The organism is Limnochorda pilosa (assembly GCF_001544015.1).
Taxonomy (GTDB): Bacteria; Bacillota; Limnochordia; order Limnochordales; family Limnochordaceae; genus Limnochorda; species Limnochorda pilosa.
The window spans coordinates 3,314,022-3,335,086 of the sequence record NZ_AP014924.1 but is presented as its reverse complement, the minus strand read 5'-3'; the positions used below and the strand labels follow the sequence as shown (position 1 = coordinate 3,335,086).

Sequence of the window (21,065 nt, the reverse complement as noted above, 5' to 3'; positions counted from 1 at the left end):
CTCCTCGCCGAGTGGGGCGTCGCTCGCGTGAACGCCTGCCGCCGGAGCGTCGCCGGCAGGTCCAACGGAATCGGACGCGTGCACCGATGAAACCTCCCTCGTTTCCCAGCCCGCATGGCGCCAGAGATGGTCAGGGCGAGGCCGGGGCGAAGTAGCGCTGAAGCCATTCCCGGTAGAGGGCGGGGAGGAGCGGCTGCGCCACGGGCTCCTCGCCGGGATCGGCGCCGGGCGCCGGCCCCCTGGGTCGTTCGGGAAGACCCGCCGACTCCAGAGGGGCGGCGGGGGGCACGAGGACCCCCTCGCCCAGCCCGTAGGGCCCCGGTTCGGGTGTGGACGGAAGGACGTCCTGCTCCCCCGACGAGGCCGCCGGTGGCGGGAGGTTGCCGGGACCCTGGAAGGGGTCGCCCGGCTCCGTGCCGGGACGCGGGCCCGAGCCGGGTTGCTCGCCGTCAGGGCCCTCGCGGTCGCCAGGGGGCTCCTGCCCGCCCATCTCCCCGGGAAGGGGCCGGTGGGACTGCCCGTCGCCCGTCCCTCCGGGCACCTCGCTTTCACTGGACGGGCCTTCCTGACCGGGTCCGGTCCCGGGCGAGCCCGGCTCCTGGCCGGGATCGAAGCTTGGGTCGCCCGGACCGGTCTGGGGCTGGGTGCGGTCGCCGGGCGTGCCCCCGTCGGGCTCGCCCGAACCGTCGCGCCCGTCCGAGGGCTCGCCGGGGACGCCGGACGCGGGGTCGCCCGAGCGCCCGATGACCCGCTCGAGGAGCGACTCGAGCTCGGACTGCTCCGTGGGCGAGAGCGGCGAGCGGGGCGCGGACCCCGGGTCGGCCGCCTCGAGCCCTCGCAGGAGCCGGTCCAGCGTCTCCCGAGCCGCCTGCGGCGTGGCCTCGCCCTCGGCCAGTTGCTCCTCCAGTTCCTTCAGGGATTCCCGCAAGGCGGGCTGCGGATCCGGCTCGGCCAGGGGCTCATCCTCGATGGCGCGGGGGTGCGAGACGGGCAGCCGGACCTCCTGCGGGGGCCGCACGCCGCCCGGCCAGAGGGTGGGCAGAGCGGCCAGGCTCGCCCACACCCCGAGGAGGGCGAAACCCGTGAGGACGGCGAGTCGCCGGACCAGCACGGGGGCGGCCGGCGCGCCCACGGCGCGAGCGGGGTCGAGGCTCGAGGCCGCGGCGGCAGCTCGTTGGAGGACGAGGGGGCCCGCGGCCGGCAGGGGTCGCTGCCCCTGCAGCCAGAGCGCGGTGGCCAGGAGGTCGCGGCTGTTCAGGAAGCGGTCGGACGTCTCGGCGGCACGCCCAAGGCCAAGCTGATGCCTCAGTCGCAGCGGAAGGAGGAGGACGGCCGCGAGGAGGCTGGCACCCAGGCCCCAGGGCCACGGCCAGGGGAGTCCGACGCCTCCCACGGTTCGGGCGAGCAAGGTCCCTGCGGCCCACAGGGCCGTGGTGACCAGGGCCAGGCGGGGCCCTTCTTCGGCCGCACCGCGCTGCAGGAGCCGCACGCGTACGGCGCGCAGGCGCGCTTCCCAGGTGGTCACGGCACGAGCCCCCTCCCGCGGCGTGCCAGCAGCCGTCCCCCCGCTCGCACCGCGAGGCCGGCGGCGGCCCAACCAGCGGCGGTGACCGCGGCCAGAGGAAGCTGCCAGGGGCCGATGGAGATGGGCGGCTGGTCGAAGAGGAGCGGGAAAGGCACCGGTCCCAGGGCGGGCAGGGGAGCCCGGCCGGGAATGATCTCGAAGGCGCGGGCTCCTGGAAGCCAGACGCCCGCCCCGACGAGGAGGAAGAGACCCCAGGCGGCCATGCCGGTGGACGGCTCCCCCAGCTGCCATCGGCGCAACGTCCGGCCCAGGCTGGCGAAGAAGAAGAGGTCCGCCCCGAGCGCCGCCGCCAGGATCGCCGGCGGGGGCGAGGGCAAGGGGTTCACCCGGTACGCCGCCACCCCCGCGGGGACGACGCTGGCCACCAGGAGAAGGAGCCACGCCCAGCTTTCGCTCGACGGGGCGCCCTCCGCGACGGGCCGTCGTTCGGGCTCGCTCCGCCAGCGACCGGCTCCGAACTGAAGGGCTGCGAGGCTCAGAAAGGCCGCCTCGGCTCCCCACCACGTGCCGAAGGGGTCGGTCAGCACCGGCTCGCCCAGCCGCCAACCCGGCGGCCAGGCGGCCAGCAAGGCCATGAGCGAACCCGCCAGGTGCAGGCCGAACAGGGCCCGACCGGTGGTGTCGGGCTCGCCGTCGCGGGGCCCCGTCCCCGGCGGCGTCCACGTCAGACGGAGTTCCCTCATGGCCCGTCACCCCTTGGCCCGGCCGAGGGGCGGAGGATCACCAGGCTCACCACCGGCGCCGGCCCCATGGGGGGAGCGCCGTCGGGCAGGGGCGAGGGCTCGACCAGGGCCATCACCACAGGTAGGGGCTCCGGCTGGCGCCCGAGCCGCTCCCACCCCTCCTCGAGAGCCCGGGTGACCAGGGGCGTGCGCGGTGCCGTGAGTTCCCCGGGATCCAGCCTCGAAACCGCCCAGCGCCGCAGCTCCGCGAGCCCGCTCTGCCGGATGCCGATGCGGGCCAGCCGCAGGAGAGGATCGTGGGGGTCCACCGCGAGGCTGCCTCCGGGAGGAAGGTCGTTCAGGGGGAGCAGGTTCTCGCCATCGTAGAAGAGCACCATCTCGAGCCGCGCCCGCGAGCGATTCTCCACCCACCAGGTGCCGCCGCCTGCGGCCGTCAGGTGGAGATCGAGCGGCAGCGGCCAGCGCACCGTGGCTGGAAGGTATCCTGGTCCCTGCCACTGGTAGCCGCGCAGGTCTGCCTCGAGGGTGAGGAGGGTCCGTGTCTCCCGGCGTTCCTCGTCCAGCGGCCCCACCTGCCACGAAGCGGGGTTCACGGCGAGGCGGGTGGGAGCCGGGTCGGCGCGCCCCAGCAGCCAGGCGCCCCAGCCGCGTCCCCAGCCACCCGACGCCTCCAGGACCTGGACCGCCGCGAAGGCGCTCGCCTTGGGATCGGAGGGTGCGGAGCCCGCCACGACCACCGAAGCAAGCGCGGCCAAGAGCGCCACACCCAGTAGGGCCTGCCGCCGCCGGGCGAGCCGGACGGTGAGGTAGGCCAGGAGCGCGTAGCCGCCCAGGAGTGCCGCAAGGGGCAGAGGGGAAGGAGGGAGCACCGGCACCGAGCGGAGGGATCGCCAGGTCAGGGGCGAGCCGCTGCCCGGGTCGGGGGGCGGCGTCCGCACCGGGCCGTCAAGCGCCGCCTCGAGCAGCGCCACCCGCAAGGGGGCATCCAGGAGCGGGTCGGAAAGGTCGAAACCGATCCACCCAGTGGTTCCAAGCCCCATTCGCACGCGAGCGACCAGGGGAACCCCTGCCAGGGCGTGGAGTTCCTCCGATCCGGGCTGCGGCAGGCTCAAGTAAAGGGTGGCCCCGGAGGGCACCCTGCCCAGCTCCGTCGTCGTACCCTCAAGCGAGAGCGAGCTACCCAGGGGCGTGACGGGCAAGAGGTCGGCCCAGCCCGCGGGCAGGGACGAGGCGGCTCGCGGGAGCACCAGGAGGCGCCCCCCGGCCAGCACCCAGAGACGGAGGGCCTCCGCCTGCGGCGCCGCCAGCGACCCCAGGGGGATGTCGTCCACCACCACCCACTGGGCCGGCAACCACCCGTCCCACTGATGGGGAAGGACCTCCGGACGCCGAAGCTCCACCACCCGCGCGTCCCGCAGGATCGCCGGCTGCTCTGCGGGCGGCAGGTGCAGCCCTCGTCTGCTGACGAGGGCCACGATGGGTTCCCGTGTTGCGAGCGGCCGCAGCGGCACCTCCAGCCGGAGGGGCTCGGCGCCCTGACCCGTCTTGGGCCAGACCTCCACCTGCACGGGGTGGACCACGTCTTCCGAGGAGAGCGTGAGGTTCCACGTGAAGCGGCCGCCCGAAGGCAGCCGGATGGGGAGGCGGAGCTCGTCCACCTGGACCCACGGGTGGTCGAGCCGCACGCGGCGGGTGAGGACGCGCAGGTCCGCGTCCACATCGGCCCCACGGTTCTCCACGTGGAGCTGCAACGGAAAGGGAAGGCCAGGGCGGATCACGCCGCCCAGGCCCACGTCGGCCTCCAGCTCGAGCGGGCCCTGGGTCACCGTCGCCCCGGCATCTGCGTGCCCCGGGGGGCCGCAGGCCGTGAACCAGAGAAGGACGACCAGTGCGAGCCCGGCGCGGGCGCCCCGTCTTGCCAGGGTCGCCATGGGCCTCAACCCCTGCCGCGGGTCTCGATGCCATTATACCGCAGGGCTGCCGGAAGTTCCCGCTTTCTGCATCCGCGCGGCGCAGGGAAGGGGTGTAGGGAATCTGTTGGTTTTTCCAGGGCGCCCTGCTATACTAGCATCTGCACGTTCGTCAGCGGGCGCAGCCGTGGCGGGCGGTGGGCTGCCTTTGGACCGCGGCCGCAGCCTCACAGGAGGAGTTCAGGTGCTTCCCACGCCCAAGAGGTTCACCCTGGTGGCCGCCGGGGCCGAGGGACCGACCAGCCTCAACGCGTTCGATCATGCCCTGCTCGCGGCCGGAGTGGGCAACCTCAATCTGATCAGGGTCTCGAGCATCCTCCCGCCGGGAGCGGAGGAGGTGGAACGCCTGGAAGTGCCCCCGGGCTCGCTCCTGCCCATCGCGTATGGATCGTTCACCTCGGAGGAGCCGGGGACGCAGGTCGCCGCGGCCGTGGCCGTGGGGCTGAGCCGTGACTCGTTCGGGGTCATCATGGAGTTCGGCGGCCGGTGCAGTCGGGATGAGGCCGAGGCGGAGGTCCGGCGCCGGGTGGAAGAGGCGTTCCGCCACCGGGGGATCCCGCTGGTCGCCGTCCGCGCCATTGCCGCCGAGCACCGGGTCGAGCGCGTCGGGTGCGCGTTCGCCGGCTGCGCCCTCTGGTACTGACCGGCCCGGGATGTGACGGGGAGCACGGGCGCAGCGGGAGCATGGGCCCCGGCGCCCATCGACGGCGCCGGAGGCAGGTGAGGAGGTGGGCCGGCAGCGGCCGGCGACCGATGGAGCTTTGGTTCACGGAAAACCAGACCGCGTCCTTACGGATCTCGGTGAAGGCCAGCAAGGTGCTGGAGCATCGCCAGACGGGCTATCAGGAGCTGTCGGTGCTGGAAACCGAGCCCTGGGGCACGATGCTGGCCCTGGACGGCATGATCCAGACCACCGAGAGGGACGAGGCGGCCTACCACGAGATGATGGTTCACGTGCCGCTGAGCACGCATCCCCGCCCGCGGCGGGTCGCGGTGATTGGGGGCGGTGACGGGGGAGCCATCCGGGAGGTGCTGAAGCACCCCTCGGTGGAGCAGGCGGTGCTGGTCGAGATCGATCCCGCGGTGGTCGAAGCGTCGCGCCGCTGGCTCCCCAGCCTCTCGTCGGGGCTGGATGATCCCAGGGTTCAGGTCGTGGCCGCCGACGGGCGGGCGTACGTCCAGCAGGCGGGCCAGGGCGACGTGCCTCCCTTCGACGTGATCGTGGTGGACTCCACGGATCCGGTGCGGGCGGCGGTGGGCCTCTTCAGCGAGGAGTTCTACCGTGACGTGCGGGGGGCGCTCGCCCCCGGCGGGATCCTTACGGCCCAGACCGAGTCGCCCTACCTCAACCGGGAGCTGCTACGGCAGGCCTTCCGGGCCGCGGCTCAAGTCTTCCCGCTGGCGCGGCTCTACCTCACGTGCGTTCCCACGTATCCGAGCGGCCTGTGGTCCTTTACCCTGGGAAGCCTGGGCCCGGATCCTCTGGATCCCGCCGGGCGGGGACCTGAGGGCTCGTGCCGCTACTACACGCCGGAGCTCCACCGGGCGGCCTTCGCCCTTCCGGCGTTCGTGACCGAGCTGATCCGCCCATGAGCGTGCAGCGCTGGAGCCAGGTGGAGCGGGTGCCCGACTCGCCTTTCCTGAGGGCCCGGGCCTCCTACGACGAGGCCGGCCCCGTGTTGCTGGGCGTTCCCATGGATGTCACCATCAGCTTCCGGCCTGGGGCGCGCTTCGGTCCGGCGCGGATCCGGGCGGTCAGCGAGGGTCTCGAGACCTACAGCCCATCACTGGAGCGCGACCTGGAGGACCTGGCCTTCCACGACGCGGGGAGCCTCCTCCTCCCCTTCGGACGGGTGGAGGAAGCGCTGGCCCTCATCGAGGACGCGGTGGGGGCGCTGCTCGACGACGGCCACTGGCCGTTCCTCCTGGGGGGCGAGCACCTGCTCACCCTGGGGGCGGTGCAGGCCGCGGCGCAGCGCTATCCGGAGATGGCGGTCCTTCAGTTCGACGCCCACGCTGACCAGCGCGACACCTACCTGGGCCAGAAGCTCTCCCACGCGACGGTGATGCGTCGGGCGGGCGAGGTGCTCGGGCCGGAGCGCATCCACCAGGTCGGCATCCGATCCGGCGAGCGGGAGGAGATGGCGTGGGCACGCTCCCGTAGCCGCTTGCTCCCGTCGGACCCCGCCGCAGCCCTCCCCGCCCTGCGGGCGCTCAAGGCCGAGCTTGGGACCCGGCCCGTCTACGTCACCGTCGACCTGGACGTGGTCGACCCGGGGTTCGCCCCCGGCCTCGGGACGCCGGAACCGGGCGGGTGGTCGGGCGCGGATCTCCTGGCGGCGGTACGTTCCCTGGCCGGGCTGAACGTGGTGGGGTGCGACCTGGTGGAGCTCTCGCCGCCCTACGACGGCCCCGGGGAGGCAAGCGCCTTCCTGGCGGCGAAGGTGGTGCGGGAAGCCCTCCTGGCGTTGCCACCGGGGTAGTAGGTGGGGAACCGCGCGGGGCCGGCCGGGTCCAATGGGTCACGCCAGCGCCCGTGAAGAAGAAGGGGAGTCGAGATTGGATCTTCTGGCGCGATGGGAAGCGGAGCTGAACCGAGCGGTGCGGGACGCCCTCGAACGGGCGGTCGCCGCCGGCCGGGTGCACCTCTCCGGCGAGGCGACGTTCGACGTGGAGGTGCCCCGGGAGAAGGCCCACGGGGACTTCTCCACCAACGCCGCGCTGGTGCTGGCCCGGAGTGCCCGTATGAGGCCCCGCGACCTGGCGGAGATCCTGGTGGCGTACCTGGATGCCGAAGCCGCGGGTGTGGAGCGGGTGGAGGTGGCGGGGCCTGGATTCATCAATTTCCGGCTCCACCCCGGCTGGCTCCACGAGGTGGTGCCCGGGGTGCTGGAGGCGCCCGACCGCTACGGCGAGAGCCGGGCCGAGGCTTCCCAGAGGATCCTGGTGGAGTTCGTGAGCGCCAACCCCACCGGACCCATGAACGTGGTCAACGCCCGGGCCGCGGCCGTGGGCGACGTGCTGGCCCGCTGCCTGGCCGCAGCCGGCCACCCGGTGGCCACCGAGTACTATGTCAACGATGCCGGTCACCAGGTGGACCTCTTCGCCCGCACCATCGAGGCCCGCTGCCGCGAGCTCCAGGGTGAGCCTCTCGAGCTGCCCGAGGGTGCGTACCAGGGAGAGTACGTGCGGGAGGTCGCCGGGGCGATTCTGCGGGAGCACCCGGATCTGCTGGAGTGGGAGCCCGAGCGACGGCACGCCTTCCTCCGCCGTGAAGGACCCGATCGCATGGTGGCCCAGCAGCGGGAGGACCTGGAGCGCTACGGGGTTCGCTTCGACCGCTGGTTCCGGGAACGGGACCTGCACGCCGCCGGGAAGGTGGACGAGGTGGCCCGCCTCTACCGGGAGCGCGGCATGAGCTACGAAGAGGATGGAGCCGTCTGGCTCGCCACCAGCCGTTTCGGGGACGAGAAGGACCGGGTGGTGGTGAAACGGGACGGCCAGCCGACCTACCTCCTGGGCGACATCGCCTACCACCGGGAGAAGCTGGAGCGAGGTTTCGAGCGGCTCATCGACCTCTGGGGCCCCGACCACCACGGGCACATCGTCCGCACCAAGGCGGCCCTGGAAGCGCTGGGGTACCCGCCCGACCGGCTCGAGGTGCTCCTGCTGCAGCTCGTCACCCTCACCCGGGGCGGCCAGCCGGTGCGGATGTCCAAGCGCGCCGGGGAGTTCATCACCCTGCGCGACCTGGTGGATGAGGTGGGCGTGGACGCCGCCCGGTTCACCTTCCTCACCCGAAGCCTCGACGCCCCCCTGGACTTCGACCTGGAGCTCGCCGTCCGCCAGTCCGACGAGAACCCGGTCTACTACGTACAGTACGCCCATGCCCGCATCGCGAGCGTCTTCCGCCAGGCCTTCGGCGAGGGCGCGGACCCGGCCGCGCACCTGCCCGACCCCCGAAGCACGGACCTATCGGCGCTCACCAGCGACGAGGAGGACGACCTCCTTCGCCACGTGGCCGCCTTCCCCTCCGAGGTGCGCCTCGCCGCCGACCGCCGGGAGCCGCATCGCCTCTCCTTCTACGCGCAGGAGCTGGCCCGGCGCTTCCACGTCTTCTACGCCCACCACCGGATCCTGGGCGAATCCCCCAAGCTAGAAGCCGCCCGCCTGCTCCTGGCCCGGGCCACCCAGCTTACCCTCCGGCGGGCGCTGGACCTCATGGGCGTCAGCGCGCCCGACCGGATGTAGGGCGGGGAGCGCGTGGGTCCCTGGCGGCGTACGCCCGCTTCGGCCCTCCAGGCCCGGTGCCCCGCGCAACTGTGTCTTGGCGCGCCCGGACGCTCTGCTATAATAGGCGAAGGGCACCCCCTGGGGGTGGCGGATCCCGCCGGCCGGTGCGCCCCGCAGATCGTGGGAGGAGGGCGCCGATGTCGTCCAAGTTCATCTTCATCACCGGCGGGGTGGTGTCGAGCCTGGGCAAGGGGATCACCGCCGCGTCCTTGGGCAGGCTGCTGAAGAGCCGGGGCCTCTCGGTGGCCGTCCAGAAGCTGGATCCGTACATCAACGTCGATCCAGGCACCATGAGCCCATTCCAGCACGGCGAGGTCTTCGTCACCGCCGACGGGGCCGAGACCGACCTGGATCTGGGTCACTACGAACGCTTCATCGACGAGGACCTGACCAAGCTCTCCAACCTCACCGCCGGCAAGATCTACTGGTCCATCATCACCAAGGAGCGGCGCGGGGACTTCCTGGGCCGGACGGTGCAGGTCATCCCCCACGTGACCAACGAGATCAAGGACCGCATCCTGCGGGTGGCCAAGGAGCGCAACGTCGACGTGGTCATCGTGGAAGTGGGCGGCACCGTGGGCGACATCGAGAGCCTGCCCTTCCTGGAGGCGATCCGGCAGCTGAAGAGCGACCTGGGCCGGGAGAGCTGCCTCTACGTCCACGTCACGCTGGTTCCTTACATCAAGGCCTCCCGGGAGCTGAAGACCAAGCCCACCCAGCACAGCGTGAAGGAGCTGCGCAGCATCGGCATCCAGCCGGACGTCATCGTCTGTCGTTCCGAGCGCCCGCTGCCCGACGAGGTACGGAACAAGATCGCCCTCTTCTGCGACATCGAGCCCGAAGCAGTCATCCCCAACCTGGATGCGGAGACCATCTACCAGGTCCCGCTCCTCCTGGAGGAGGCCGGGCTGGACGACATCGTCATCGAGAAGCTCGGCCTGCAGGCCGGCGAGCGCGACCTGGCGGCCTGGCGGGAGATGGTGGAGCGGGTTCGGCACCCGAGCCGCGAGGTGGAGATCGCCATCGTCGGCAAGTACGTGGCCCTTCCCGACGCCTACCTGAGCGTGGTGGAGGCTCTCACCCATGGCGGCATCGTCCACGACACCCGGGTGAACGTCCGGTGGGTCCACTCGGAAGACCTGGAGTCCCAGCCCGTCGAGTCCTTGCTGGGCGGCGTGGACGGGATCCTGGTCCCAGGGGGCTTCGGCGGCCGGGGCGTGGAGGGCATGATGATGGCAGCCCGGTACGCCCGGGAGCACCGGATCCCATACTTCGGGGTCTGCCTCGGGATGCAGGTGGCCGTCATCGAGTTCGCCCGGAACGCCTGCGGGCTCGAACGCGCCAACTCTTCCGAGTTCGACCCGGCGACCCCCCATCCCGTGGTGGACCTCATGCCCGAGCAGGCAGACGTCGAAGACATGGGTGGAACCATGAGATTGGGCGTCTACCCCTGCGTGCTGGAGGAGGGAAGCATCAGCCGGGAACTCTATGAGGAGTCCGTGATCTACGAGCGGCACCGGCACCGCTTCGAGCTGAACAACGGGTACCGAACCGCCCTCACCGCCGCCGGGCTCCGCCTTACAGGGCTCTCGCCCGACCGGCGCCTGGTGGAGATCGTGGAACTGGCAGACCATCCGTGGTTCGTCGGTTGCCAGTTTCACCCAGAGTGGCGCTCGCGGCCGAACCGGCCGCACCCGCTCTACCGAGGCTTCGTGGGCGGGGCGGTGGCGTACCGGGCCGGACGAGAGGTGGAAGCGGCCGGCAGTCGGCTCTCCGGTGAGCTGGGGCTCCGCTAGAAGTCACGCGGGGGATGTGCTAGAATAGCGGTAGACGGCAGATCCGGGGGTGAGCCCGATGGTCAAGATGAAAGTGAAGGTGGTCGGGATCGACCAGAACAGCATGATGCCTGTTGTGGTCATCACGGACGCTGAAGAGAAAGGGTTCATTCCCATCCTCATCGGTCCTGCCGAGGCCCAAGCGATCAGCATCCAGATGGAGGGCATGAAGCCGCCGCGTCCGATCACCCATGACCTCCTGAAGACCATGCTGGACACGTTGAACACCAAGGTCGACCGCGTCGTCATCAGCGATCTCAAGGACGAGACCTACTTCGCCAAGATCTACGTCAAGAGCCGCGACGGCGAGATGGAGGTCGACGCCCGTCCGAGCGATGCCATCGCTCTGGCGCTTAGGTCGGACAGCCCGATCTACATCTCCGAGGAAGTGGCGGCCAAGGCGCTCATCGCGAACAAGCCCATCGACGACGACGAGATGGAGGCGTTCAGGAAGTTTCTGGAAGGGCTCACGCCCGACGACTTCGAGCGGAACCTCAAGGGTTGAATGCGCCGGCGCCTCGGGGGCGGACACCCCCGGGGCGTGCCGCGGTATGCACCCCCTCCCCTTCGGCCCAAATGAAGGAATCATCACCCCGACCAAGAAGGAATTGCGGCATTGTGTGTGAAACTACTGAGCCGGCTCGGGGTAGGGGTGGAAGCAGATGTGGTGATTGACACGCAGCGCCTGGTTCTCCTGTGGTGCCCCGGTTGCGGTCGCCCGTACAGGCGCAGCTTCTCCCTCTTCGACGCCGACCCGCCGGTTCCCGAGAGCTTTTCGTGCACGTGCGGTTGTACCATCGGGCGCTTGAGCCGAGGGCGTCCCGGATGGATTCTGGACGCGCAGTGCAAGACGTGCGGAGTGATGCACCGCCTGACCTTCGAGAGCCGAAGCCTGGCGCGCGCCCAGCTTGTCAGCCTCACCTGCCCGGGTTCCCAGACGGAGCTGGGCCTGGTGGGCGACGAGGCGCTGGTGACCAGCCTCGAGTCGGCGATCCAGGAAGCTGCGGCAGGCGGGTCACGGTCTGGCGCCTGCCGGAACGGATGAGGGCAGGGGGCGCTTCCGGCCCCACGGGGCTGGACCCCCACAGGCCAGGCGGTACCAGGTCTGCACCGATCCCGAATAAGGAGCCCAACGCGGTTCATACCGCACGCAAGACCTGCGGAACCTATGGATGGACACCGGTCTCCCTTCACGCACGCCTCCCTCGTGCCGCTAGCTTGGTCGATCGTCATCATCGGGCCTTCTCGCGCGCACAGCCCTGCGGAGCCGGAAGCAAGGAGGAGTATGGAGTGAACATCTCGGAGCTTCAGACCAAGACGGCCGCGGAGCTGCACGAAGTGGCCAAGGAACTGGGCATGAACGGCGCGGCCAAGCTGCGCAAGAACGAGCTGGTCCTCGCCATCCTCAAGAAGCAAGCCGAAAAGGAAGGGCTCATCTTCACCCATGGTATCCTGGAGGTCTTGCCCGACGGGTACGGCTTCCTGCGGGTGAACGGCTACGAGCCGGGCGCCGAGGACGTGTACGTGTCGCCTTCGCAGATCCGCCGCTTCGGGCTGCGCACGGGCGACCTGGTGACCGGCCAGGTGCGCAAGCCCAAGGAAGGCGAGCGGTACCACGCCCTTCTCCGGGTGGTGGCGGCCAACATGGACGATCCCGAGAAGGCGGGGCGCAGGCCCGAGTTCGACAAGCTCACCCCTGTCTACCCCGACGAGCGGCTCCGGTTGGAGGTCGAGGGCTCAGGCGACGTGGCCACGCGCCTGATGGACGTCATCGCCCCTCTGGGCAAGGGGCAGCGGGGCATGATCGTCTCGCCCCCCAAAGCCGGCAAGACCACGGTCCTCAAGAAGATCGCCAACAGCATCGCCGTCAACCACCCGGAGGTCCACCTGATGGTGCTTCTCATCGACGAGCGCCCCGAAGAGGTGACCGACATGCAGCGCTCGGTGGACGGCGAAGTGGTCAGCTCCACCTTCGACGAGCCGCCGGAGAACCACGTGCGGGTCGCCGACCTGGTACTGGAGCGGGCCAGGCGCCTGGTGGAGCAGAAGGTGGACGTGGTGATCCTGCTGGACAGCATCACCCGCTTCGCCCGGGCGCACAACCTGGTGGTACCGCCCAGTGGCCGCACCCTGTCGGGCGGCGTGGACCCCGCCGCCCTGCACCGGCCCAAGCGCTTCTTCGGCGCCGCCCGGAACATCGAGGAGGGCGGCAGCCTCACCATCATCGCCACGGCGCTCATCGAGACGGGCTCCCGGATGGATGAGGTCATCTACGAGGAGTTCAAGGGAACCGGCAACATGGAGCTCCATCTGGATCGGAAGCTGGCCGAGCGCCGCATTTTCCCGGCCATCGACATCTACCGCTCGGGCACCCGGAAGGAAGAGCTGCTCCTCTCCCCCGAGGAGCTGGAGATGACCTGGATCCTCCGCCGCGTCCTCAGCTCCCTCGGGACCGCGGAGACGACGGACCTGATCATCGATCGGCTCACGCACACCAAGAACAACCGGGAGTTCACCGACATGATCATCCACTCCCAGTTCGCTGAGAATGTCCGGACGTGAACTCGGGCGCGCTTGAGCGGTCCCCGTCCCCGGAAGCGCCGATCCTTGCCGAAGGGAATCGTGTCCCGGCAAGGGAGGAAATGCTGCGGGCACCCCGAAAGAATCAGGGCCGGACGGCGATCTGTACGGCGCGACCCCGGGGCAGCCTGGGGTGGGGGGCGCCGGGGGGAGGAACCAGATGGAGGCCAAGACGCCGCACAGCGTCGTCGCCCTGCTCGTCGCGGTCGCGCTCCTGGTCGCGGTCAGCGTGGGCGGTGGGCGGCGCGATGTGCCGGCCGAGGGCGGGCCTGTCCCCGCGGACGAGTGGCGCCTCGCCCAGGAGGTCTACGAGGGCGGGGAGCCGCTTCCGAACGACAGCACCCCCGGCGGGTCCTCCATCGAGGAGGAGGTGGCGCCCGCCTCGGCGCGGGCGTCGCTGCCAGGTGCGACCGTCCTTCCCGCGTCCGAGCCCGGCTCCTCGCGCCTTCCCAGCGAGGAGATCCAGCCACCCCGAACCGAGGGCGGTACCGAGCCGGCGCCGGAGGTCACGGCCGCCCGTCCCACCACCTTCCAGCTCAACCGGCACACGGTCCAGGCCGGCGAGAGCCTGTGGACCATCGCGCGGCAGTACGGCATCGACGTGGATACCCTCTCCGCGGCCAACGAAGGCATCGATCCCACCCGCCTCCGCCCCGGCCAGACCGTCGCGGTTCCGAACCTGCGGGGAGCCTTGCACACCGTGGGGGCCGGCGACACCCTTTGGGACATCGCCCGCCTCTACAACACCGACCTGCAGGCCATCGTCGAGGCGAACGGATTGCAGGATCCGTCGCGGCTGAAGCTGGGCTCGGTCCTGCTCGTACCCGGGGCTCAGGCCCTGGTGGCCCAGCGGCTCCTCCTGGTGGACGCCAACGGGCGCCTCCGCCGCGCCTTCGATTGGCCCGTACGGGGGAGGATCTCCTCCCGCTTCGGCCAGCGGTGGGGGCGGATGCACGAGGGCGTGGACCTGGCGGTGGACGTGGGTACCCCGGTCCGGGCGGCCGCCGACGGGGTCGTCCGGTACGCGGGGTGGAACGGCGGCTACGGCTACCTGGTCGTCATCGATCACGGCCGGGGGGTCGAAACCCGGTACGCCCACAACTCGCGGTTGCAGGTGAAGCGGGGGCAGAGGGTCACACGGGGAACGGTGATCGCCCGCAGCGGGTCCACGGGCAACTCCACCGGCCCGCACGTCCACTTCGAGATCCGTACGGCGGGCAAGCCGGTGGATCCCCTGCGCTACTTGCGCTGAAGCCACAGCCCACAGGTTGCGGAGCGCAGGTCACCGTGGTAGAATCGGGCCGGCGTCTTCGGAAGGGAGTGAGGGCTCGTGAAGCAGGGCATCCACCCTGAATACCACCGCGTCACGGTGACGTGCGCGTGCGGGAACTCGTTCGAGACGGGTTCCACCTCGGCGGTGCCGCTGAGGGTCGAGATCTGTTCCCAGTGCCACCCCTACTACACCGGAACCCGCCAGCGGGCCGCAAGGGGCGGCCGCGTCGAGCGCTTCCAGCGTCGCTACGGACGGAACGAGAGCGGACAGGAAGGCTAGCGGGACACGGGGCGGCCCGCTTCCGTTGACGGGGACTACGCCCGTGGGTATAATCGCCCCAGGAATCTGGCTGTGTACAGCCGGCGGGTCCCCGTTGCGCCGGGCCACCCCGAGTCCCAGGGGTGGCTTGCCTTTGTCTCGGGCGCGGTCCACCGGCAGCCCGCGGCGCGCACCGGGTGCGAAAGATTTCTCCGGCGAAAGGAAGGCCGTTGTGCATGAGCGACGAGCAGGAAGTCCTCCTGACCAAAGAGGGTCTGGCGAAGCTCGAGAGTGAGCTGGAGATGCTGAAGACCCAGAAGCGTCGGGAGGTGGCCGAACGCATCAAGGCAGCCCGTGAGCTGGGGGATATCTCCGAGAACAGCGAGTACGACGACGCCAAGAACGAACAAGCCTTCATCGAGGGCCGCATCGCGGCGCTGGAAAAGACGCTGCGGCGCGCCCGGGTGGTCAGCGCGGAGAAGACGCGGGACGGAGCCGTCGCCCTGGGCAGTCGCGTTCGGGTGAAAGATGTGGACCTGGGTGAGGAAGTGGAGTACCGGGTGGTCGGCTCTGCCGAGGCCGACCCCTCGGAGAACCTGATTTCCAACGAATCCCCTGTGGGCCGGGCCCTGCTGGGCCACCACCGGGGCGAGGTCGTGGCGGTGAAGGTCCCGGACGGGATCATCCAGCTCGAGATCATCGACGTGGTGCACGACTGAGGCTCCCACCGAGGCCGGGCCCGACCGGGTCCGGCCCGGCGGTGTTTCCGGGAGGTGCCGGGTACGGCTGATGAAGCGACCCTGAACCGTGGGAAGCCGTCCGCCCTCGGGGTGGACGAGCAGCGGGCGGCCAAGCTCGAGAGCCTTCGGGCGCGGGGGGTGGAGGTCTACGCCGGAGCCTACCCGCGCAGCCACGCGGTATCGGAGCTCCTGCAGCGCTTCGACGAGCTGCAGGGATCGCGCTGCCGCCTGGCCGGACGGCTCATGGCGAGGCGCACCCACGGTAAGGTGAGCTTCGCCGACCTCCGGGACGAGAGCGGTACCATCCAGCTTTACCTTCGCGCGGAGCGGATGGGCGAGGCCGCGTACGGGCTCTGGGCCGACCTGGACGTGGGGGACATCGTGGGCGCGGAAGGCGATCTGGTGCGGACCCGCCGGGGAGAGGTGAGCCTCGAGGTGGACCGGCTCGTCCTCCTCACCAAGTCCCTGGCCCCGCTCCCTGACAAGTGGCATGGCCTCCGGGACGTGGAAGTACGCTACCGCCAGCGCTACGTCGACCTCGTCGTGAGCCCAGAGGTGAAGGAGGTCTTCCGGAAACGGAGCCTGATCCTCACCGGCATGCGCCGGTTCCTGGTGGAGCGGGGGTACCTGGAGGTGGAAACACCGATCCTCCACCCCATCCCCGGGGGGGCCAACGCCCGACCCTTCGTCACCTTTCACAACGCCTTGCAGGCCGAGCTCTACCTTCGGGTGGCGCCTGAGCTCTACCTGAAGCGGTTGCTGGTGGGCGGCTTCGAGAAGGTCTTCGAGATCGGCAAGAACTTCCGGAACGAGGGTGTCTCCACCACCCACAACCCCGAGTACACCAGCATGGAGTGCTATCTGGCCTACGGGGACGCCGAGGCCATGATGCAGCTCACGGAGCAGATGGTCGCCGTCCTTGCAGAGGAGGTCTGTGGCTCCCGGCAGGTCGCCTTTGGGGGCCGCACCTACGACCTCACCCCCCCGTGGCCAAGGCTCCCCATGATCGAGGCGGTTCGGCAGAGCACCGGCGTCGACCTGCGGCACGCGACCCCCGAGGAGGCGCGCCGCCGGGCGGCGGAGGTCGGGGTGGAGGTTCCCCCCGGCGCCAGCGTGGGCCACGTGGTCTCCGAGCTCTTTGAGCGCCGGGTGGCGGACACCCTGCAGGGGCCCGTCTTCATCGTGGATTTCCCGGTGGAGGTCTCGCCCCTGGCGCGGCGGAAGGACGGGACGCCCGAGTGGGTGGACCGCTTCGAGCCGTACGTGGCCGGCTGGGAGATCGGGAACGGGTTCTCCGAGCTCACCGACGCGCTGGATCAGGCGGCCCGCTTCCGGCGCCAGGCGGAGGCCAGGGCCCGGGGGGACGAGGAGGCCCAGTTCTTCGACGAGGACTTCGTCCACGCGCTGGAGGTCGGCATGCCCCCGGCGGGCGGGCTGGGGATCGGCGTGGATCGCCTCGTCATGTTCCTGACGGGGCAGACCTCCATCCGGGACGTGCTCCTCTTCCCGCACCTGCGCCCGCTAGGGCGTCTTGACAGGCCGGCGGAGCCAAGCTAGACTAGGGAGCGCGGTCCTCGGTAGCTCAATGGTAGAGCGTCCGGCTGTTAACCGGGTGGTTGCAGGTTCGAGTCCTGCCCGAGGAGCCAATGGGCCGTTCCCCGACCGGGGAACGGCCCTCGTCGCGCCCGGGCCCGGGGGAATGACGCAGGCGGGCCCGGAGCAGACTGTCGGGGTGAGCACCATGCACCCCACCGAGGCCTCCCCCCCACGGGAAGCCCAGGAAGGGCAAGGGCCTTCGGCACGCCAAGCGCGGAGCCTCAACCCCTGGGCCCTGGCCGCCCTCTGCAGCGTTCCCTTCGTCATGGTTCTCGGCAACTCCATGCTGATCCCGGTCTTCCCGCTCATCGAGAGGACCTTGGGGATCACCTCCTTCCAGGTAGGACTCTTGGTCACGGCCTTCTCGGTTCCGGCAGGGCTCCTGATCCCCGTGGCCGGCGCCCTTTCGGACCGCTACGGGCGCAAGGTGGTGATGGTGCCGGCACTGGTCCTGTACGGTACCGGGGGGCTCCTGGCCGGCCTCTCCGCGGTGCTGGCGGACGAGCCCTTCGCGCTCATCCTGGGCGCCCGGGTGCTGCAGGGGGTGGGGGCCGGAGGAACCTACCAGCTCGCCATGACCCTCGCCGGCGACCTGCTTCCCGGCGGCCGGAGGGCGAAGGCACTGGGATTGCTCGAAACCTCCAACGGCGCCGGCAAGGTCGTGAGCCCCCTCCTGGGGTCGCTACTCGCGGTGGTGGCCTGGTTCGCCCCCTTCTTCTTCTATGGCGCCCTGACCCTTCCCGCGGCCTTGGCGGTCTGGTGGCTGGTTCCCGAAGGACCACCCCGCGGCCAGCCGGTGCGCCGCTACTTCCAGGGGCTCAAGCAGGTCTACCGCGAGAAGGGCGCCTCCCTGGCCGGGGCCTACGCTACGGGCGCCGTGAGCCTCTTCCTCCTCTTCGGCGCCCTGGCCGCCTTCTCGGATCAGCTCGAGGCGGTTTACCGGGTGAAGGACCTGTGGAAGGGCCTTGCCCTGGCCGTGCCGGTGACGGCCATGGCGCTCCTCTCCTACGTGACCGGTCGTCTCCTGCAGGGCCGGCCGGGACGCGTCCAGCCCGCCATCGTTCTCGGCCTGGGCACCACCGCCCTCGCCCTGGCCGCGCTGCCCCTCCTCCAGAGCCTCACCTGGCGCCTGGTGGATTTGATGGTCCTGGGGGTGGGGGTGGGCTCGTCGCTGACGCCGGTCAACACCGCCGTGACGGGGGCCGTGGACGCCGCCCGGCGGGGGGCCGTCACCTGCCTCTACGGATCCATGCGCTTCTTCGGCGTGGCCGCGGGCCCGCCGGCCTTCGGCCTGGCCGCTGGCGCCGGGTGGGGGCCCTGGGCCCTCTACCTCACGGCGGCAGGTCTTGCGGCCGCCACGGCCGCGGCCGTCGCCCTCGGCTTTCGGCCCGGACGCCTGGTGCTCGGTCCTGGGAAGGGACCGGCCGAGTCCTGACGAACCCTTCCCAACGCGAGGCACCGAGCGCGTTTCGGCGGAGGGAAGATGGCATGAGGATCTACACCCGCACGGGGGATTCCGGCGAGACTTCCCTCTTCGGCGGCAGGCGCGTCCCCAAGAGCGCGGCCCGGGTGGAGGCGTACGGCAGCGTCGACGAGCTGAACGCGCACCTGGGCCTCCTCCGGGCCGGCATCGGGCAGGCGCGCGCCCTTCCCGAGGCCGAGCGCGCGCTCTGGACGTCGCTGCTCGGGCGCGTGCAAGGGTGGTTGCTGGAGGTGGGAGCGCTCCTGGCCACCCCTCCCTCGAGCCGGGCGCCGGTGCCCGATCTGGCCCCCGGGGCGGACGCCGAGCTCGAGCGCGCCATCGACGCCCTGGAGAAGGGGCTGCCTCCCCTGAGGAACTTCATCCTGCCCGGGGGCAGCGTGCTAGGCGCGCAGGCGCACGTGGCCCGTACCGTGGCGCGCCGGGCCGAGCGGCGGGTGGTGGCTCTCCACCAGAAGGAACCCCTTCCTGAAGCGGTGCTCGCACTCCTGAACCGCCTCTCCGATTACCTCTTCGTCCTGGCGCGCGCCGTGAACCACGGCCTGGGCTCCGCTGACGAGCCGTGGCATCCCCGGCGGCAGGAGCCCACGGCACCCACGGGCTCCCAGGCCTGACGCAAGTTCCTAAGAGGTCCGCACTCGGCGGGAGGCGAAGCTCACTCCTCAGCGGGACATGCCGGGGCCCGCAGCCGGGCCCCGGCCGGTCCACGCACGGGCGACAGGGTGTCGCTCCGGCGGAGGTGCTGCCGAGCTGGCCCGACGGTGGATGTGGATTGAACGTCTCCTCTTCGCGGGGAGCCTCCTGATCCTGCTGACGGCGGTGGCGATCCTGGGCGTCAACAGCTCGGGCCTGCCGGCGCGCTGGGCGGAGGAGGCCCTGGTCGGGGCCTTTCCGGGCGTGGGCGCGGAGCTGGGAAGCGTGCGCTTCACGGGTCCCGGAAGCCTCGAGGCGTCGGCCCTCCGCCTGGACCTGGACGGTGACGGGAACCCCGACGTTCGCTCCGAGGCCGTCTCCATCCGCTTCAACCTCCTCCGCTGGATTCGGGACCGCGATCCTGTGGCCGCGACGCACGCCGTGGTCGTGCGCGGCGTTCACGCACGGCTCCTGCTGCCCGAGGGGGAACCCCCGGCACCGAAGACGGCAGGTGCCCGTCAAGCCCCGGATCCGGCTGGCGAGACCCCGTCCGAGCAGGCCCGCGTCCTCTTGGCCCGCCTCCCCCAGGGGGTGCACCTCCGGGTGGAGGAGGCCGAGGTGACCCTGGCCGATGCCGCCGGTGAGATCGCCAGGCTCTCGGGGAGGGCGGAGGCGGTGCGGGCAGCCACGCCCGGCCGGAATGCGCTGGAGCTGCGGCTCGCCGTGGAGGAGGAGGCCGGCGCCCGCCTGGGCGTCGAGGCCCAGGTCCCCCTGGATCGTGCCGGCCTGTGGGCGGGCGAGGTGCATGCCACCGGCGACCTCTCGGCCCCTTGGATCACGCGGCTCCTGCAGCGGGTGGACGGCTGGCCCCAGGCGATCCAGCTGGCGGGTCCGGTGGGGCTGGACGGGACCCTCGCCGGGCATGGGGAGTGGCCCCGTCTCCGCATGGAGGTCCGGGGGGCGCCGGTGACCGTGGACGCGCGAGCGGCCGGCTGGCCCCGCTACCGGTTCGACACCCTCTCTGGATGGATGACCTGGGAGGAGGGTGGGCTGCGCCTGGAGCCGTTGCGGCTCGACGACGGTCGAGCGGTCCTGACGGCCTCGGGCCGGATCTCGGCCGAAGGACCCGCGGTGGACCTCCAGGGGGAGCGCCTGCCCTTGGAACGGTACCTGCCCTTCGTCGCCGGCTTCCTGAAGGGCGAGGCCGCGCTCGAAGGCAGGATGTCCGGCTCCTGGGCGGACCTGACCCTGGCAGGGAGCGTGACCGCCCCACACCCGACCCTCCTCGGGGGCGAGGTGGATCGCCTGCGGGCCGAACTCGCCTGGACCCAGGGGCGGCTCCAGGTGAGCCAGGGCGTGGTCGAGCTGGGCGAGGGGCGCCTGGAGGGAGCCGGCTGGTGGCGCCCGGGCGATGCGCCGGGCGGCACGCTCCAGGCCGACCTCCGCAGCAAAGGCTTCCCCCTGCAGGCGCTTCAGGCCGCCCGGGTGCTGGGCCTGGGTGGCCAGGCAGACGGGGAGGTCCACCTGGAGGGCGCCCCACGGGATCCGAGCATCTCGGGCCGCGCATCGTCCGCACGCTTGGTGATGGGCCCGGCGCGGTTCGATCAGGTGGAGGGGGCCTTCAGCGGATCCTGGAACCGCCTGCACCTCGAGCAGCTCACGGCCCGCCGGGTGGAGGGAGGTCGCTACCGGGTGACGGGCTGGATGGGCCCCGGCGTGGACGGGGCGGTGGCCGGGGAAGGGCCGGGGCTGGATCTGGAGGTGGAGGTCACGGACGAGTCGCTTCCAGCCGTGGCGGCGCTCCTGGGGTACAAGCTCCCCTCGTACCTCCTGACGGGCCGGTTCGACGGCCGGGCGGAGGTGGGCGGCAACCAGTCGAATCCCACGGGATCCGCCCGCCTGGAGCTCAAGGAAGGGCCGATCATGGGGCAGGAACTGGTCACCCAGCTGGACCTCCGCTTCGGCAACGGAGCCGTGCGGGTGGAACGCTTGCGGCGCCATCCCCTGCGCACGGGCCTGGACACCTGGGTTCCGTCCTAGCCGGGCGCGGGCGGCGCGTCATCCTTTCGACACGCCTTTGAGGTAGAATGGGCGCGAGCCGGTGACTAACGGCCCGCCGGCGCTGGATCGGGGCGGGGG

The 21,065-nt window shown here is 71.2% G+C and carries 18 protein-coding genes and 1 tRNA gene; 16 read left to right on the top strand and 3 right to left on the bottom strand.

Going from position 1 to position 21,065, the window contains the following annotated elements:
- Positions 1-130: 130 nt before the first annotated feature.
- The 3 genes from LIP_RS20145 to LIP_RS18665 are packed head-to-tail and all read right to left on the bottom strand — an operon-like array spanning position 131 to position 4,199.
- Positions 131-1,525, bottom strand: a complete 1,395-nt coding sequence (locus LIP_RS20145) for a hypothetical protein (protein WP_068140125.1) — start codon at positions 1,523-1,525, stop codon at positions 131-133.
- Positions 1,522-2,268 carry a hypothetical protein gene (locus LIP_RS14850; protein WP_068140122.1) on the bottom strand — a complete coding sequence of 249 codons (747 nt, stop codon included), beginning with the start codon at positions 2,266-2,268 and terminating at the stop codon, positions 1,522-1,524. Before LIP_RS14850 ends, LIP_RS20145 begins: the two co-directional genes overlap by 4 nt.
- Positions 2,265-4,199 (bottom strand): hypothetical protein, encoded by a 1,935-nt coding sequence (locus LIP_RS18665; protein ID WP_068140119.1) that lies wholly within the window; start codon positions 4,197-4,199, stop codon positions 2,265-2,267. The genes LIP_RS14850 and LIP_RS18665 overlap by 4 nt, the downstream gene beginning before the upstream one ends.
- Positions 4,200-4,422: 223 nt before the next feature.
- Between LIP_RS18665 and LIP_RS14840 the strand changes: the two genes are divergently transcribed.
- The 16 genes from LIP_RS14840 to LIP_RS14765 all read left to right on the top strand — a co-directional run bounded on the left by LIP_RS14840 (position 4,423) and on the right by LIP_RS14765 (position 20,966).
- Complete coding sequence (locus LIP_RS14840; protein ID WP_068140115.1) at positions 4,423-4,881, top strand: pyruvoyl-dependent arginine decarboxylase; 459 nt, start codon at positions 4,423-4,425, stop codon at positions 4,879-4,881.
- 110 nt (positions 4,882-4,991) lie between these two features.
- The gene (gene speE / locus LIP_RS14835; RefSeq protein WP_068140112.1) at positions 4,992-5,831 is read left to right on the top strand and encodes a polyamine aminopropyltransferase; all 840 of its coding nucleotides are present in this window, start codon (positions 4,992-4,994) and stop codon (positions 5,829-5,831) included.
- Positions 5,828-6,721: an agmatinase gene (speB, locus tag LIP_RS14830; RefSeq protein WP_068140109.1), complete on the top strand. Its 894-nt coding sequence runs from the start codon at positions 5,828-5,830 to the stop codon at positions 6,719-6,721. Before speE ends, speB begins: the two co-directional genes overlap by 4 nt.
- Before the next feature lie 76 nt (positions 6,722-6,797).
- On the top strand, positions 6,798-8,489 hold the full coding sequence (gene argS, locus LIP_RS14825; RefSeq protein WP_198409573.1) for an arginine--tRNA ligase: 1,692 nt from the start codon (positions 6,798-6,800) through the stop codon (positions 8,487-8,489).
- A gap of 179 nt (positions 8,490-8,668) precedes the next feature.
- The gene (locus LIP_RS14820; protein WP_068140106.1) at positions 8,669-10,327 is read left to right on the top strand and encodes a CTP synthase; all 1,659 of its coding nucleotides are present in this window, start codon (positions 8,669-8,671) and stop codon (positions 10,325-10,327) included.
- Positions 10,328-10,385: 58 nt separating this feature from the next.
- The gene (locus LIP_RS14815; protein WP_068140103.1) at positions 10,386-10,871 is read left to right on the top strand and encodes a bifunctional nuclease family protein; all 486 of its coding nucleotides are present in this window, start codon (positions 10,386-10,388) and stop codon (positions 10,869-10,871) included.
- A gap of 357 nt (positions 10,872-11,228) precedes the next feature.
- A complete protein-coding gene (locus LIP_RS14810; RefSeq protein ID WP_144440530.1) occupies positions 11,229-11,411 on the top strand; it encodes a hypothetical protein in 183 nt (60 codons plus the stop codon).
- A gap of 245 nt (positions 11,412-11,656) precedes the next feature.
- Complete coding sequence (gene rho, locus LIP_RS14805; RefSeq protein WP_068140099.1) at positions 11,657-12,928, top strand: transcription termination factor Rho; 1,272 nt, start codon at positions 11,657-11,659, stop codon at positions 12,926-12,928.
- 178 nt (positions 12,929-13,106) lie between these two features.
- Positions 13,107-14,198 carry a peptidoglycan DD-metalloendopeptidase family protein gene (locus LIP_RS14800; protein ID WP_068140096.1) on the top strand — a complete coding sequence of 364 codons (1,092 nt, stop codon included), beginning with the start codon at positions 13,107-13,109 and terminating at the stop codon, positions 14,196-14,198.
- A gap of 78 nt (positions 14,199-14,276) precedes the next feature.
- Positions 14,277-14,498 carry a 50S ribosomal protein L31 gene (rpmE, locus tag LIP_RS14795; RefSeq protein WP_068140093.1) on the top strand — a complete coding sequence of 74 codons (222 nt, stop codon included), beginning with the start codon at positions 14,277-14,279 and terminating at the stop codon, positions 14,496-14,498.
- 215 nt (positions 14,499-14,713) lie between these two features.
- The gene (gene greA / locus LIP_RS14790; protein WP_068140090.1) at positions 14,714-15,196 is read left to right on the top strand and encodes a transcription elongation factor GreA; all 483 of its coding nucleotides are present in this window, start codon (positions 14,714-14,716) and stop codon (positions 15,194-15,196) included.
- A gap of 54 nt (positions 15,197-15,250) precedes the next feature.
- Positions 15,251-16,774, top strand: coding sequence for a lysine--tRNA ligase (lysS, locus tag LIP_RS14785; protein ID WP_198409572.1), 1,524 nt, complete (start codon positions 15,251-15,253; stop codon positions 16,772-16,774).
- Between the two features lie 14 nt (positions 16,775-16,788).
- Positions 16,789-16,863: transfer RNA gene (locus LIP_RS14780), tRNA-Asn, on the top strand.
- Positions 16,864-16,958: 95 nt separating this feature from the next.
- A complete protein-coding gene (locus tag LIP_RS14775) occupies positions 16,959-18,248 on the top strand; it encodes an MFS transporter (protein ID WP_231699445.1) in 1,290 nt (429 codons plus the stop codon).
- A gap of 53 nt (positions 18,249-18,301) precedes the next feature.
- Positions 18,302-18,907: a cob(I)yrinic acid a,c-diamide adenosyltransferase gene (locus LIP_RS14770; protein WP_068140085.1), complete on the top strand. Its 606-nt coding sequence runs from the start codon at positions 18,302-18,304 to the stop codon at positions 18,905-18,907.
- Between the two features lie 151 nt (positions 18,908-19,058).
- The gene (locus tag LIP_RS14765; RefSeq protein WP_068140082.1) at positions 19,059-20,966 is read left to right on the top strand and encodes a translocation/assembly module TamB domain-containing protein; all 1,908 of its coding nucleotides are present in this window, start codon (positions 19,059-19,061) and stop codon (positions 20,964-20,966) included.
- The last annotated feature ends 99 nt before the right edge of the window (positions 20,967-21,065 follow it).